The 13,824-nt window shown below is 36.5% G+C and carries 12 protein-coding genes; all 12 read right to left on the bottom strand.

Features of this window, described 5'->3' with window-relative positions; all coding sequences use genetic code 11:
- Positions 1 to 2 precede the first annotated feature (2 nt).
- Complete coding sequence (locus D9780_RS20045) at positions 3 to 1,148, bottom strand: ABC transporter permease (protein ID WP_162985950.1); 1,146 nt, start codon at positions 1,146 to 1,148, stop codon at positions 3 to 5.
- 8 nt (positions 1,149 to 1,156) lie between these two features.
- Entirely contained in the window at positions 1,157 to 2,029 is an 873-nt protein-coding gene (locus D9780_RS20040; protein ID WP_121641288.1) for an ABC transporter ATP-binding protein, read from the bottom strand.
- 20 nt (positions 2,030 to 2,049) lie between these two features.
- Entirely contained in the window at positions 2,050 to 2,736 is a 687-nt protein-coding gene (locus tag D9780_RS20035) for a zf-HC2 domain-containing protein (RefSeq protein ID WP_121641287.1), read from the bottom strand.
- On the bottom strand, positions 2,726 to 3,223 hold the full coding sequence (locus D9780_RS20030) for an RNA polymerase sigma factor (protein ID WP_121641286.1): 498 nt from the start codon (positions 3,221 to 3,223) through the stop codon (positions 2,726 to 2,728). Before D9780_RS20030 ends, D9780_RS20035 begins: the two co-directional genes overlap by 11 nt.
- Positions 3,224 to 3,434: 211 nt before the next feature.
- Positions 3,435 to 3,707, bottom strand: coding sequence for an ATP-binding cassette domain-containing protein (locus D9780_RS20025; RefSeq protein WP_121641285.1), 273 nt, complete (start codon positions 3,705 to 3,707; stop codon positions 3,435 to 3,437).
- A gap of 495 nt (positions 3,708 to 4,202) precedes the next feature.
- Complete coding sequence (gene glmS / locus D9780_RS20020) at positions 4,203 to 6,005, bottom strand: glutamine--fructose-6-phosphate transaminase (isomerizing) (protein ID WP_121641284.1); 1,803 nt, start codon at positions 6,003 to 6,005, stop codon at positions 4,203 to 4,205.
- Between the two features lie 607 nt (positions 6,006 to 6,612).
- Positions 6,613 to 7,158, bottom strand: coding sequence for a DUF2812 domain-containing protein (locus tag D9780_RS20015; protein WP_162985949.1), 546 nt, complete (start codon positions 7,156 to 7,158; stop codon positions 6,613 to 6,615).
- Between the two features lie 448 nt (positions 7,159 to 7,606).
- Positions 7,607 to 8,740 (bottom strand): DUF2812 domain-containing protein, encoded by a 1,134-nt coding sequence (locus D9780_RS20010; RefSeq protein ID WP_121641282.1) that lies wholly within the window; start codon positions 8,738 to 8,740, stop codon positions 7,607 to 7,609.
- The gene (locus tag D9780_RS20005) at positions 8,737 to 9,066 is read right to left on the bottom strand and encodes a PadR family transcriptional regulator (protein WP_240458737.1); all 330 of its coding nucleotides are present in this window, start codon (positions 9,064 to 9,066) and stop codon (positions 8,737 to 8,739) included. The genes D9780_RS20010 and D9780_RS20005 overlap by 4 nt, the downstream gene beginning before the upstream one ends.
- Positions 9,067 to 9,434: 368 nt before the next feature.
- Positions 9,435 to 11,231 carry a S9 family peptidase gene (locus D9780_RS20000; RefSeq protein ID WP_121641280.1) on the bottom strand — a complete coding sequence of 599 codons (1,797 nt, stop codon included), beginning with the start codon at positions 11,229 to 11,231 and terminating at the stop codon, positions 9,435 to 9,437.
- Between the two features lie 860 nt (positions 11,232 to 12,091).
- Positions 12,092 to 12,751 carry an ABC transporter ATP-binding protein gene (locus D9780_RS19995; protein ID WP_121641279.1) on the bottom strand — a complete coding sequence of 220 codons (660 nt, stop codon included), beginning with the start codon at positions 12,749 to 12,751 and terminating at the stop codon, positions 12,092 to 12,094.
- On the bottom strand, positions 12,748 to 13,785 hold the full coding sequence (locus tag D9780_RS19990; RefSeq protein ID WP_121641278.1) for an ABC transporter permease: 1,038 nt from the start codon (positions 13,783 to 13,785) through the stop codon (positions 12,748 to 12,750). The genes D9780_RS19995 and D9780_RS19990 overlap by 4 nt, the downstream gene beginning before the upstream one ends.
- Positions 13,786 to 13,824: the final 39 nt, after the last annotated feature.

Here is a 13,824-nt window from a genome sequence, read left to right as displayed (position 1 = left end):
AATTATTTTACATATGAATATTTCATTTTAAAATAAATGATTACTTCAGTAACTAACATGATAACTAGCGAAAAACAAATAGTTAAAATAACATTGGGAATAAAAGCCTTTAGAAAGAAAACAATATCTGTTTCCATCATGGTTAGCATCTCTTCCATCTGATAATGCTGTATAGGAAATAGATTCAATATTTTAACTATGGTTCCTGTCTGAAATATTTTCCCCAGCATATACGGTAAGAAAAAAGCTCCTAAAGAGATAGCTAATGAAATAGATGGAGATTTCGTCATTGAAGAAATGAGCAATGTCATACCTACAATGGAGAGTACACCTATCATCTGAACTCCAATGACTAAAAGATAAACTTCTAAGTTATTCATTTCCATAGGAAAATCGTATAACTTAAAAGAAAAATTAGTTTGAATACTAGCATCCCAACCACTAATACCATAGTAGTAATAGAAAAATAGAAATGAAATCAACTGAATAACCACAAATATCAGGATAGAAACCCCTGTTGCCGTAATTATCTTTGCCGCCGTCAATTTTCCTCTTCCATATTTTGTAGAGAGTAACAATTGATTAATATTTCTGGCAGATTCACTAGCAAAAACAGAGGAACAAATAAAAATAACAAACAAGACCGCAAGAAGAAACATACTATTTGTAACTAGAAATAAATCCCCCCAAGTGTTGTAAGCTCCTAGTTTTAAAGGGTTATCAAAACTTGCAAATCCAACATCTTGAACACTTCTAATATCAAGTTCATCAAAGGATATTTTTTCTCCACTTTCCATTGCTTCACCCATTTTTGAATAGGCATCTTTCCCTTTAGGGAAGAAGACTTCCGCGATATACCAAGAAAAAACATCAAAAGGTCGTTCCTCTACATCAATATGTTTTTGGTATCTATCCATATAATCTGATAAAACTTCTTTGACTTTTTGATCATTAAAGTCACCTGCATGCATGCTTGTAATATCTGAATAAAAATTAGGATATCCTTTGTCTGCATTCCCTTGTTCCGCATAAGAGACTTGAGAATAATAATAACCTACTAAAAAGATTCCAACTATAGCTACTAGCGAAATAACACTTGTTATAAGAAAAGTTTTGTTCCTGATTAATTTCTCCAATTCATATTTCATAAGTGTCATCATTTTACCACTTCCTCTTGTAAATAATATAAATATAAATCTTCTAATGTAGGTTGAACCTTTTTCGCATTTTCTGTAGGCTGTTCATTGGAGACGATTCGTAAAATCATTCCTTCGGCTTCATGTTTCTCATTACTCACCACATATTTTGTTCTCATTTCCCTAGCAGACGCTGGTTGCACGACACATTCCCAAACCTGTCCTTCAATTTCTTTCACAAGCTCTATCGCGCTCCCTCTGTTTTCAATTTTTCTGTTATTCAGAATTAATATTTCATCAGCAATGTATTCAACATCAGAAACAATATGGGTGGATAAAATGATAATTTTTTCTTTTGAAAAGGAGCTTATTAGGTTCCTAAATCGAACCCTTTCTTTTGGGTCTAAACCAACTGTTGGCTCATCTAAAATCAATACTTTTGGATCATTTATCATTGCTTGTGCAATTCCTAAACGCTGTTTCATGCCTCCTGAATATTTCTTGATTTTTTTATTTTTAACATCTTCTAAACCAACCAAATGTACTAAATCATTACATTTCTCTTTAGCCATTTTGTTATCTAATCCTTTTAATGCTGCCATGTATAATAAAAATTTGAGTCCAGTAAAGTCAGGGTAATATCGGAAATCTTGGGGTAAGAACCCTAATATAGATCGAAATGAATCAGGCTTTTCATTCATATTTTCACCATTATAAATAATGGAACCCACATTTGCCTTTATTACGCCACAAATAATACGCATTAACGTCGTTTTACCTGAGCCGTTTGCCCCAAGCAAGCCATAAACACCTGATTCAAGTACAATGGAAATATCATGTAACACCATTGTATTGTCATAACTTTTTGTTATATTTTTTATTTCTAAAGTCATTTGAAAGCATCCTCCTCTAATTAATGATTATTTTCTGCCCTGTATAGATCTTTTAAGCGCATTTCTTCCGTGTGATCTTTATATTGAATTTCTATTTTGTCTTCATCCGTTAGTTTCTTTTCTTCTCCATTGTCCAACAGTAAAGTATTTTCATCTAAAAAATTATACGTAATGTCAACTCCATCTTTACTAGCAGCTGCCAATTCTGAAAAAGGATTAAGTTTTGTACTCGACAAAATATTCCAACTTTCGTAAATAATAATCCAATCGGTATAATCCTGACTTTTTTGTTTTTTCATATCTGCTAAAAGATAACGATTATCCTTTTTTGACTGAAAGGTCAGTGTTACGGAAGAACCTTGCTGTTGAACAGTTTTTTTCACATTATTTCCATCTGCTATCCACATATTAATAAAGAGAAAGTGGTAACTAATTGATAGGACAAGAAAAAGGGATAGCAGTGCCCCTACAATTTTAAAAATCTTTTTTCTGTTCTTTGAGCGCACCTTTTTTAAATAGTCGATATTCCTCTTCTCATCTTTTTGTTTATGCATTCGTTCTATGTTTAAGTCTTCCTGCATGTCTTTTACATACTTCCGGCAATCTTCACATTGCTCCATGTGTTTTTCCATTTGTCTATTAGTCTCTTCACTTGTTAAGTTTTCAATATAGTTTGGTGCTAAATCTCTAAAAACACTATGATTCATCCACTTTGTCACCCCTTCTTATTAGTTGCTTTGCCCGATAAAATGTTACTCTTGCCCAGTTCTCTGATTCTCCAAAAATAGAGCCAATTTCTTTAAAAGATAAATCTCCTAATAGCCTAAGATAAAGTATTTCCCGTTTTTTCTCACTGAGTTGGTGCGCTTTTTTAAAAAAGCCAATTTTATCTTCATTTCTTATGTATTCTTCTTCCAAACTATAAGATAACGCTTTTTCATCACTTAATGATTCCGCTAATTGATGTCTCTTCTTTTCACGATGCAGTTCCTGTAGCCAGACATTTTTTGCAATCGAACAGAGCCATGTAGAAAATTTTGCTTTCCCATTTTCGTGAAAGTTATTGATGGACTTAATCGCCTGGTAAAATGTCTCTTGCGTCAATTCTTCAGCAGATTGTTCGTCATTCGTCAGTGTTAATAGATATTTAAATATAAAACTTCCATATTGCTGGTAGATGTCTTCTGTATTCACCCTCTACCCCCTTTTCATATATTGAGCAAGCATCTAAAAAGTTTTCTCATCTATATATCAAAGAATGTGTTGGTTCGTTACAATATTTGTTTATCTTTCACTTATTATAAGTTTAAATAATAGTGTACATATATCTGAATATACATTTACTATGTTTATCACTTATCTAACTTACTCAAAAAGTTCACTCATTTATATATCAGAAAATATGTCAATTCGTTACAATAGTATTTTTTTCTGCATCAACTATTTTTATCTCTTCATTTTCTATTAATAAATATTTCAAAGTGCTTTTATCGTGAGAAATGGATATAACTGTCACTCCTTCCAAAGAGTATATATAAGAAAAGATTTCAGGCTTACTTTTTTCATCAATATTGCTTGTTGCTTCATCTAAAAGTAGCATTTTAGGTTTATTTATAAGCGCTCTTGCCAAACCAATTTTTTGCTTCTGTCCTCCCGATAAATTACTACCATTTTTCATCTAAAAACATTTATAAATCATTTATAAATGTTTAGCCCTAACATCTTGAAAAAGACATTTATATACAAGCAATGGAACTAAGTTCTTTCCATACTAGGAGAAAGAATAAGGAGAAAAGCCTGGGAAAATCATAAAAAGCTATTGAAAAACACATGAAAGGTCATTAAAAACCCTTAGAATTGATTGATATAGTTGAGTTAACAACTGGAATGCGATTGGTCACTGCCTGAAGCCACTAGGATTGAAGAAATATTGTAGACAAAGAAAAAGACTGGACCTAATATTTATCCAGCCTTGATTTGTATTGATTTTGCATGTAAATCCTTATTGGATGATGATTGAGAAATACCTGAGTACATAGTGTTCCCCGTTCTTCTCTCCGTCTCCTTCCGACTCGGACACCAACTTAGTTCCATCAGGGAAGAACAAAGTTCCATGGGAACCAAGGGAGTTAGAGTAACAGGGAGATAATCACTTCAAACCTACAACTTCGCTCTACTCCACAGTCACACTTTTCGCCAAGTTACGCGGCTTATCAACATCGCAATCACGATGTAATGCAGCGTAATAAGACAATAGTTGTAATGGCACAACACTAACAAGTGGTGTGAGCAATTCATGAACATGCGGGATGACAAATGCATCCGTATCTCGCTCTAGCCCCTTCATACTAATAACCATATCATTCGCTCCACGTGCTACTACTTCCTGCACATTGCCACGAATGGAGTAATTCACATTTTCCTGAGTGGCCAATGCAATAACTGGAGTTCCTTCTTCAATTAAAGCAATCGTTCCATGCTTTAATTCTCCACCAGCAAAGCCTTCAGCCTGGATATAGGAGATTTCTTTTAGCTTAAGAGCTGCTTCTAAGCACACGTGGTAATCTACGCTACGACCGATAAAAAATGCGTTGCGAGATGTATGCAAATACTTCCGTGCCAAATCTTCTATCGCTTCTTTTTGATCGGTTAGCACTTCCATCGCATTAGCAACGATCGCTAGCTCCTGCATTGGATCAAAATCCAACGGTAATCCCTTTGTTTTTGCAGTGTCGACTGCTAATATAGCTAATACAGCAATTTGCGCTGTATATGCTTTGGTAGAAGCAACCGCAATTTCTGGGCCTGCATATAAGTTTAACGTATAATCTGCTTCACGAGAAAGGGTGGATCCAGGCACATTCGTAATCGTTAATGCTGGATGTCCCATTTCTTTAATTTTTACTAATACAGCACGACTGTCTGCTGTTTCTCCACTTTGGGAGATAAAAATAAACAACGGTTTTTCTGACAATAATGGCATGTTATATGAAAATTCACTGGCGATATGAACTTCGACTGGAACGTTGGCAAGTTTTTCGATAAATTCCTTTCCAACTAACCCAGCATGATAACTTGTTCCTGCTGCAATAATATAAATACGATCACAGCTGTTCATAGCTTGGCGAATGTTCTGATCTAGTTTAAGTTCATTATTTTCTGTTTGATATTCGCGAATAATTTTACGCATAACAAACGGCTGCTCATCGATTTCCTTTAACATGAAGTGAGGGTACGTCCCTTTTTCAATATCATTGGCATCGATTTGAGCTGTATATGGTTCACGCATAATGGAATTTCCATCAAGATCATGAATTTCAATATATTCACGGTGAACGAGCACTACTTCCTGATCATGAATTTCGACATACTGATCCGTTGCTTTTAATGTTGCCATGGCGTCACTTGCAACAACATTAAATCCGTTACCTAATCCAACTAGTAAAGGACTTTTATTTTTAGCAACATACAGCGTATCTTTGTTTTCATGATCGATCATACCGATCGCATAGGACCCCTTTAATAGACGCATTGCTTTACGAAAAGCTGCTGCTGTATTGCTTGTTTCTGCGAACAGCTTTTCAATCAGTTGCACAATGACTTCTGTATCTGTTTCACTAACAAAATGCACGTTCCCAAGATAGTTCTCTTTTAATTCTTGGTAATTTTCAATAACGCCATTATGAACAAGGGTAAATCTGCCAGACGCGCTTTGATGCGGGTGTGCATTCTCTTCGCTTGGCACACCATGAGTCGCCCAGCGCGTATGACCGATTCCCATCGTTGCACGTAATGAGCTATCTATGCTTTCTCTTAATTTTGCAATTCGACCTTTTACTTTCACAACTTGAACACCTGTGTCATTTAAAGTTGCAATACCTGCTGAATCATAACCTCTGTATTCAAGCTTTTCAAGACCATTTAGTAAAACTTCTTTCGTATCATCCTGTCCGATATATCCTACAATTCCACACATCGTTGTAGTCCTCCTTGTAAAAAAGGGGCAGGACAAACGATCCAAATAAAATATACTTTATAGGGGCCGTTGTACTGCCCCTTTCTCGTGATTGTTTTTGTAACACCTTGCCATTTCCCTTTGGCCAACAAGTTACCTCGTTGTTTTAAGGAAGAGCGTAACAATTGAGATGTACAATCGGGAGGCACCCGCCGAACATTCGATAACCTCCAACCTCGTCAACTATGCTTTCTCCCGTTCGATTGCATAGTCCTGGCGCTTTAGAAAAACGGTTTTACTTTAATGCTCCTTTCTATGTTTGAATCAACTAAGAAAACCTAGCTTATCGCTAAACCTTTAAACTTTTATACTTTTCTAGTACAAAAAAGGGTTCACCACATTTTAACCTTGATTTATATTTTTAGTCAATCATTTTTTTATTAAAGCTGTATAGAGGAGCATGGTCTCTGGCATGACACTAGATAAAACAATGATTTGATTATAAATATAGTATGAAAAAAATCTTCAAACGTGAAAAAACAGGAGTAAATTGAAAAAAACGAGACAAACATTATTTTGTCATCGTTATCAATATTTCATCCATCATAATGTATACTATAATGTTGGCTTACCAAAAATGTTTATTGGATTGATAGAGGCATATAGTGGAAAATATGCCAATAATAGTTAAACCAATACTAATTGCAAGGAGTGTGTGCCATACAAAAACAGGGCAAAAAGTAAGTGTGTTCCCATGGTGAAATACAATAATTCCACTCATAATAACAAACAGTAGCAAGGTAAGAAGCACGTATATGGTTAATGCAGTAAAAAAATAGAATAAATTGCGATTGCGCTTAATAATTTCTCGACGGACAGGATAATTATAGATATCTTTTGTTTTCTGTTGATTGGTAAAAATGTACCACCGCCCTCGTTGACAACATTCTCTCCATCCATTTTGCTGTAATATTAGAGGCAGCTTATGGTGTTGCAGTTTGTGATAAGCAATATGATATTGAATCGCTTGAGGTTGGTTGCCTGCTTCGAAGATAAACAAGCGGTAAAGAGGCTTTATTCCCACCAATTGCTCTCCTTGCAAAGCTTTTGCCTGAAGCCATTTTTCTGTCTTTTTTACATTATAACTCCAAAATGGCTTCCACACTGTTTTCACTCTCCATGACCTCCTTGCATATTGTACGGCAATTAACTACCTTCGTTTAATCATATGTTTTCATCTTAGAAATATGATGTTACTTTCACTTCACAAACACGGTTTTCATTGTAAAAACAGGAGGAAAAATAGTGCTACCTTATGCTAGATCTACCATTTTCTTATCCTTTAAAGTGAATTTTAAATCAGTTAAATTTAAGTGGAAATTTAAGTACTGTTATCTCCTCTTAAACTTGCCAGCTTGTATCTTACAACAACTTATTTACGTGATACACGTTTTGTGTCAAAAATTACCCTTGTAGATAAGATGCATTTCCCTAATTAACCGCGGCTAGTAAAATTCCATCCATACTGCTTTTAAAATGCAAAAAATATCAGCCAATTTCCTGACTGATATTTCACCATCTAAGGAACACATCTTTGTTTCTATCTAAACACGCGCTTCTTTTTAATATCTTTCCACTTTTTTCTTCATTCGTTTGTAATACAAGCTAGATTGTATAAAAAAAGCCGCAAACTGAATAATGATAATTCCAAAAACTAGTAATTTACATGTAACCCCATTATATAAAGCAAAATCCCTAAATATATAGACGTATACCAAAATAGCAGGTATTAAAAATGCTACATGTGTAATTGTAACTCTTCTTGCGTGTTTTAATTTATGACCTTCATCGTCATACAATTGCGGAACAGCTTCCCCTTGTTCGTATACTTTTGCCCAGATGGACCATTTATCCAAAAACCCTGTTTGAGAATATAACAACGCCCACCCTGCCTGGCGATGTAAATCAAAATAAGCATCATCTAAATGATTTTGATAATCAACACAATAGCGAATATGTTTCGGCTTGGTTCGTCGAAAGTAAAACCTTGCCCCAAATCTACTTACAGCAATAAGCTCGTTTCCGGCTAACGCCATATTTTCTAACCACGCTTCTAATCTATCAGGCGCATACTTCCACGCCAATTTTCCTCTGGAGAAGTTTGCTTGCTTTTTATATGATTTCCGTCTCCATTTATAAATGCATTTCTCTTTTCCAAACAGTAATTGCTTATTTGCTTTATTTAACTTAACGAGGGAATAACAAGCGTATACCGAAAGTAATACAGGCACCATCATACCGATTATCACTGCAAATGGATTTCCTACTATCGAAACATTCAATTCACCCGAAGCGATAAATAGTATAAACATAAAAACAAGCGGTAACAAAGCAAAACTAAAATAGATTAGTAGTGTAGTAAACAGATACATCAACCGTTTATTTCGTCGTATTACACCTTCTCGCTCAGGATATGTGGCAATTTCATTACTTTGTTCATGTTGTAAAATATGCCATTTTCCTTTGTGGACTACCTTTTGCCAACCATCTTTTATTAAGGCAGGTGGCAGGACGTTTTGTTTAGCGTAAGAAATGCGATAAATAGAGGGTTGGCTATGAAATGCTTTTACAAAATAAAACCGTCGTGTTCGTGGGTTGAAATCGGCGAGCTGAAACCCTTGTTCACTCATGGACTTTAACCAGCTTTCCGTTGCCAGTATATTGTAGCTCCAAAACGGACGAAAAAATCCTATCATAGCAAATCACCTCCATACTTCATCGCATTACTATGCAGTTCGCTCAACCGATGCATTTCTATTTTTAGAATGTGCTGACCATCCACTGTAATTTGGTACATCTTTTTTCGCTCTTTCGTCGAATATACATGAATTAACCCATCTCGCTGCATTTTTGTCAGCGTACCGTAGACCGTACCAGAACCGAGTTGAATTCTTCCCTTTGTCAGTTCCTCCACATGCTTCATAATTCCATACCCATGCCTCGGCTCAAGCAATGATAACAGCATATAAAAAGCGGTTTCTGTCATCGGAACATAAGCTTTTCTTAATTTATCACGTTTCACATCATTCACCTTCTACCAACTATATCGCACCTCGACTGTATCGCAATGTGACATAATTGTCAATAGTGATTATATATCTCAGAAACGGGTGCTTAGATCCCTCTAAGCACCCTGCGTGAATGTTTCTTTTTAGGGTAATTTCTTAATTAGATACACAAGCTCTTCAATGTTTTTACGCCTTTAGACTATTCACTACCCCATATTTATTTCCATCGTTTAAATCACAAAAAGCGCAGATTCCCATCTACGCTCTTCGTGTATTCCAAATATAAGGTAGTGTAAGACGCCCATTTTCATCATTAGAAGACGTCAGTCAGGGGATAAAACCATAAAGCGAAGACCCACTCTAATTAAAATTCCACTTCATGCTAGCTATCTCTGTGCTGATCTAAAAAGTCAAGCATACGTTGATACACTTTCATTTCGTTCTCTTTTTTAGAAAAGCCATGTCCTTCATCTTCAAGTACAAGATAGTCAACATCACGACCTTTTTCCTTCAATTTAGCGACAATTTGGTCCGATTCTGCTTTTACGACTCGAGGATCTTTCGCACCTTGGATGACGAGCATTGGCTTTGTCATACCTTCTAAGTACGTAACAGGGGAATCCGTAATGAATCGTTCTTTATCTCGTTCTGGATCGCCAAGCCAACGATCCATTATTGGTTTCCAATGCGGAGGCACCGAGTTTACAAACGTAAATAAGTCAGACGGTCCAAAAATATCTACAACAGCTTTAAAGTACTCAGGATGGCGACCATGCAATAGTAGCGCCATATAACCACCGTAGCTTCCACCAACTAAAAATAATTTTTCTTTCGTAGTAATGTCGTTATCAAATAACCACTTTATTCCTTCCAAACAATCAAGACGCGGTCCTTCTCCCCAGTCTTGTTCGACCATTTTTACAAATGACGCTCCGTATCCAGTACTTCCTCGGAAATTAGGGGCAAATATCGAATAACCACGGTTTAGCAATGCTTGAAACATGGAACGGAATTCTTTTCGTTCTGCCGCTTGCGGTCCACCATGCGGCCAAAAAATAGTATAGCCATTATCATAGTGTGCGTGAGCTTTAAATAATAATGCTTCGATTTCCATTCCATCATAGGACGCGTACGTCACAACCTCAGGCACAACCATTTCTTCACTGGCAACACCGAGAACACGATTATTCGTTAGCATCGTCCAATTTCCATCTTCGTATGTGTACCGATAAATATTCGCCGGTGATGTCGCCGTTCTACCTAACACATAAAGATTGCCTGACTTCGCTACTACCAATTGATCGATCGTGTCCGTTGGCGCATCTATCGTAAGCAGCTCTTTTTCTGTAAGATCATATTGATATAGCTTATCCGTCACCCCTTTTTCTGTTACGAAATAAAAGCATTGTTTTTCCTTGTTCCATTTTAGGAAATTAATACTTTCTTCTTCAACGGCAATAACTTTAGCAAATGTTCTGCTATTCACATCGAACTTGGCTAAATACGTATATTCATCCTCATAATCCGTTAAAAAGAAAATCGTCGTTTCGTCTACAAATACTGGATCCATGACAACATGCACTTTCTCCGTGTCAGGAGTTAACGGGATCTGTTCTGTGCCCACTTTTACAAATCCTATAACATATGTGTTGGCATACGTCTGTGTAAAAACAAACGCCTTTTCTTCTTCAGAAACAGCTTCTAAAAAAGTTGGGCCTACTTCGCCCACATGAAGCAAGGTATCTTTTCCCTCCTGCAAATGGCGAACACGCGTATTTAAAAATGATGCATTTCCTTCCGATGTCATATAATAAATACGCTCACCGTCATCACTCAAGTGCGCAATAAAGTACTTTTCTTCCGAGTCTCCAGTAACAAGCGGCTGTGGCAGCCCTCCTTCTGATGGTATAGCATAAATGTGATGATTTTCATCACCATCCTGATCGAACCCTGCTAACACATAACGATTTTCCGGATCACATTTTAGAAAGCTACACGATTCTTCACGATGAGCAAATAAATATGGGAACGTATTTGGCAAGTCCATCGCCCATACGTTCATTTTTCCATTTAAATTGGAGCTGAATAGAACCCTTTTTTCATTAGGAGTTACAGTAAAATTAGTGATGGCAAACGTGCGAAAGAACTGTTCCACAGTAGGCTTCGGAAATGGTATCATTTTATTTTCTTCCCTTCATTTAAGTTAGACTTAGTAGAATGCAAATGAGAATAAGGCTAGAAAACCTTGGCTTAACGCCTTTCCTTTATGGAGAAAACGGTAGTTTTGCTTATGCTATGTATCTTAGAATCTTCTAATTTTCTGTACCACAAAAGGCCTCCCCTAACTTATGACTTATGAGCATGACGTAAAAGCAATTGAAAAGAAATTGCACTTTGAATTATTACATAGTGGAAGCACTTTATTTCCACCTTCATTAATCTATGTCTCTATGATCTGCTGAAAATGCTATTATTTTTAGACTAGTTTCAAAATTAATCTATGTCAAGTTTTTATACATTTCATGTTACCACCCAGGAAGTCAGAAAAGATCGGATGTTCACCAATTTTAGCGAAAAGCACCATCGTTTGGCATAAACTATAAATTCATAGTACTCGATACGTTTAAATGTATATTACAATTTAATAAATCTGTATGTGCTAATTAGAAGGGGACGATTTTAGGGGAAGAAATAGAAATGATAACGAGAAAGATAAATTTGATGTAGCATTTATTGGTAGTCCTGCTTTTATGATCGTACTAGTAATAATAGGCAGTATGACCTTTAATTACTTTAAATAAACACACTTTTTAAGTAAATCACACGTAATGCCGCCTCGATTCTTTCATCTAACGTATGTTTACTTCTTCTTTTAGACATAGAAAATGCCCCCAATATCGTAGTAAAGAGTTTTTATTATTTCTCTGTCTACCATAGTGGGAGCATATCATGCAACGGGATGGGTTTTCTTTAATGATTTATGAACAGGGTTGCAATTTCATACCTGAGTAACGAAATAAAAGACAGTGCCCCTAGTCGTTAACCCAATTCCACTTTTCCATCGCGAATAGTAATGATTCTGTCAGCATAGCCTAAAACGCGCTCATCATGCGTTACCATAACACCCGCTTTATTACCTTCTTTCACCTCATTAGCGAGTAGCTTGACTACTTCCTGCCCGCGACTAGAGTCGAGGCTTGCTGTCGGCTCGTCCGCCAATATAAGCTTCGGGTCATTCACTAATGCTCTAGCAATAGCTACTCGCTGCCTTTCCCCACCAGAAAGATCATTCGGATAATGATGAATAAGGTGCTCTAAACCAAGATGAGCAAGTATGTCTGTTTTTTGCTGCTTCGGTTTATGAGCAAGAACAGATATAACATTTAATTGATCCTTCACTTTTAAATATGGAAGTAAATGAGCGGCTTGAAAAACAAACCCGATTTTTTCCAACCTGCGCTTCGTTACTTCTTTCTTAGATAGCGTTGCAATATTTTCCCCATCCAGTAAAACCTTACCGCTAGTAGGTGATAATAATGCGCCTGCAATAGATAACAGCGTACTTTTTCCTGATCCTGAAGGACCAACGACTGCTACAAATTCTCCAGCCTGCACCTGTAAAGAAGCATCATTTAAAGCAACATACTCTTTTGGTCCGTCTTGATATACTTTATGGACATGTTCTAATACTAACGTCATGTTGCCACCCCTTCAATCGCTTCTAGTGGATCAATTTGGATCACTTGATAAAGCGATACGACTGCCCCTAACACAGATACCACGATAATAACGATCGCTGGTTGCACAATTGTTGCCATGTTTAAAATAAATGGCATATCAGCTGGGAATAATGCGCCGATTCCAAAGCTAATCGCTGTAGCAATCCCTACACTAACGATAGAAAGAAGAATAACCTGGGTGATTAATCCCGAAATTAAATATGTATTACTCGCACCAAGCGCTTTTAAAACACCGAATTGGTCTCGTTTTTGTAACGTCATTACATAGAAAAACACGGCTAGAACAAATGCAGTAATAACATACAAAAAAATAATCATCATGTTAAGGGAAGCTTGTTCTTGTGAATAACTTGGAATACCAGCTAAAGCATCGTTTTTAGGAATAGTGGAATAAGCACCCTCTGCTGCTGATTCCCCTTTTACCGCTACCGCATTCACTTGTTCCAAATCATCGCTTTTAACAAACACAACTGGTGTATGGCTATAACGTTGCTCTGTTGTAAAACCAGCTACGACATAGGTCGTTTCCTCACCCAACTGTAATTCATCACCTAATTGAATGCCATCCTGCTTTAGACTTTCATCCGCTAGCACTTCATTTTCTTGCTTAGGAGACCTCCCTTCCGTTACTTCCGGAATTAATATACCATCACGTTCTGTCGCAAATAACGCTAGGCTAATTTGCTTGTCTCCACCACCGACTGTTGCATTCATCATTTGGATAGAAAGCGTGTTAGCCTCCTGTTCTTGATCATTCATTATTTCCTTTGCTTGTTGCATTGGAATAAATGAGCTGCCTAACTCGCCTTCTGCTTCCGCTTCTAAGACAAGGGAGTCGGCTGCTAAACCTTGAATAGAAGATGCATTATCTGCAGATAAGCCTTCAGCTAAACCAGATACAATAAAAATAAGACTTACCGTTAACGTTGTAATTAAGCCGATTAAAATATATTTTGTTTTGGCAAAAAAGAGTTCTCTAATGGCCAGAAACATGTTGTTCCCTCCCTTTCTGACCATAGTATAGCTCCTATA

Source organism: Virgibacillus sp. Bac330 (genome assembly GCF_003667845.1).
GTDB classification, from domain to species: domain Bacteria; phylum Bacillota; class Bacilli; order Bacillales; family Amphibacillaceae; genus Virgibacillus; species Virgibacillus chiguensis.
The sequence above is the reverse complement of the archived record's forward strand: the minus strand, read 5'-3'. Positions and strand labels throughout refer to the sequence as shown.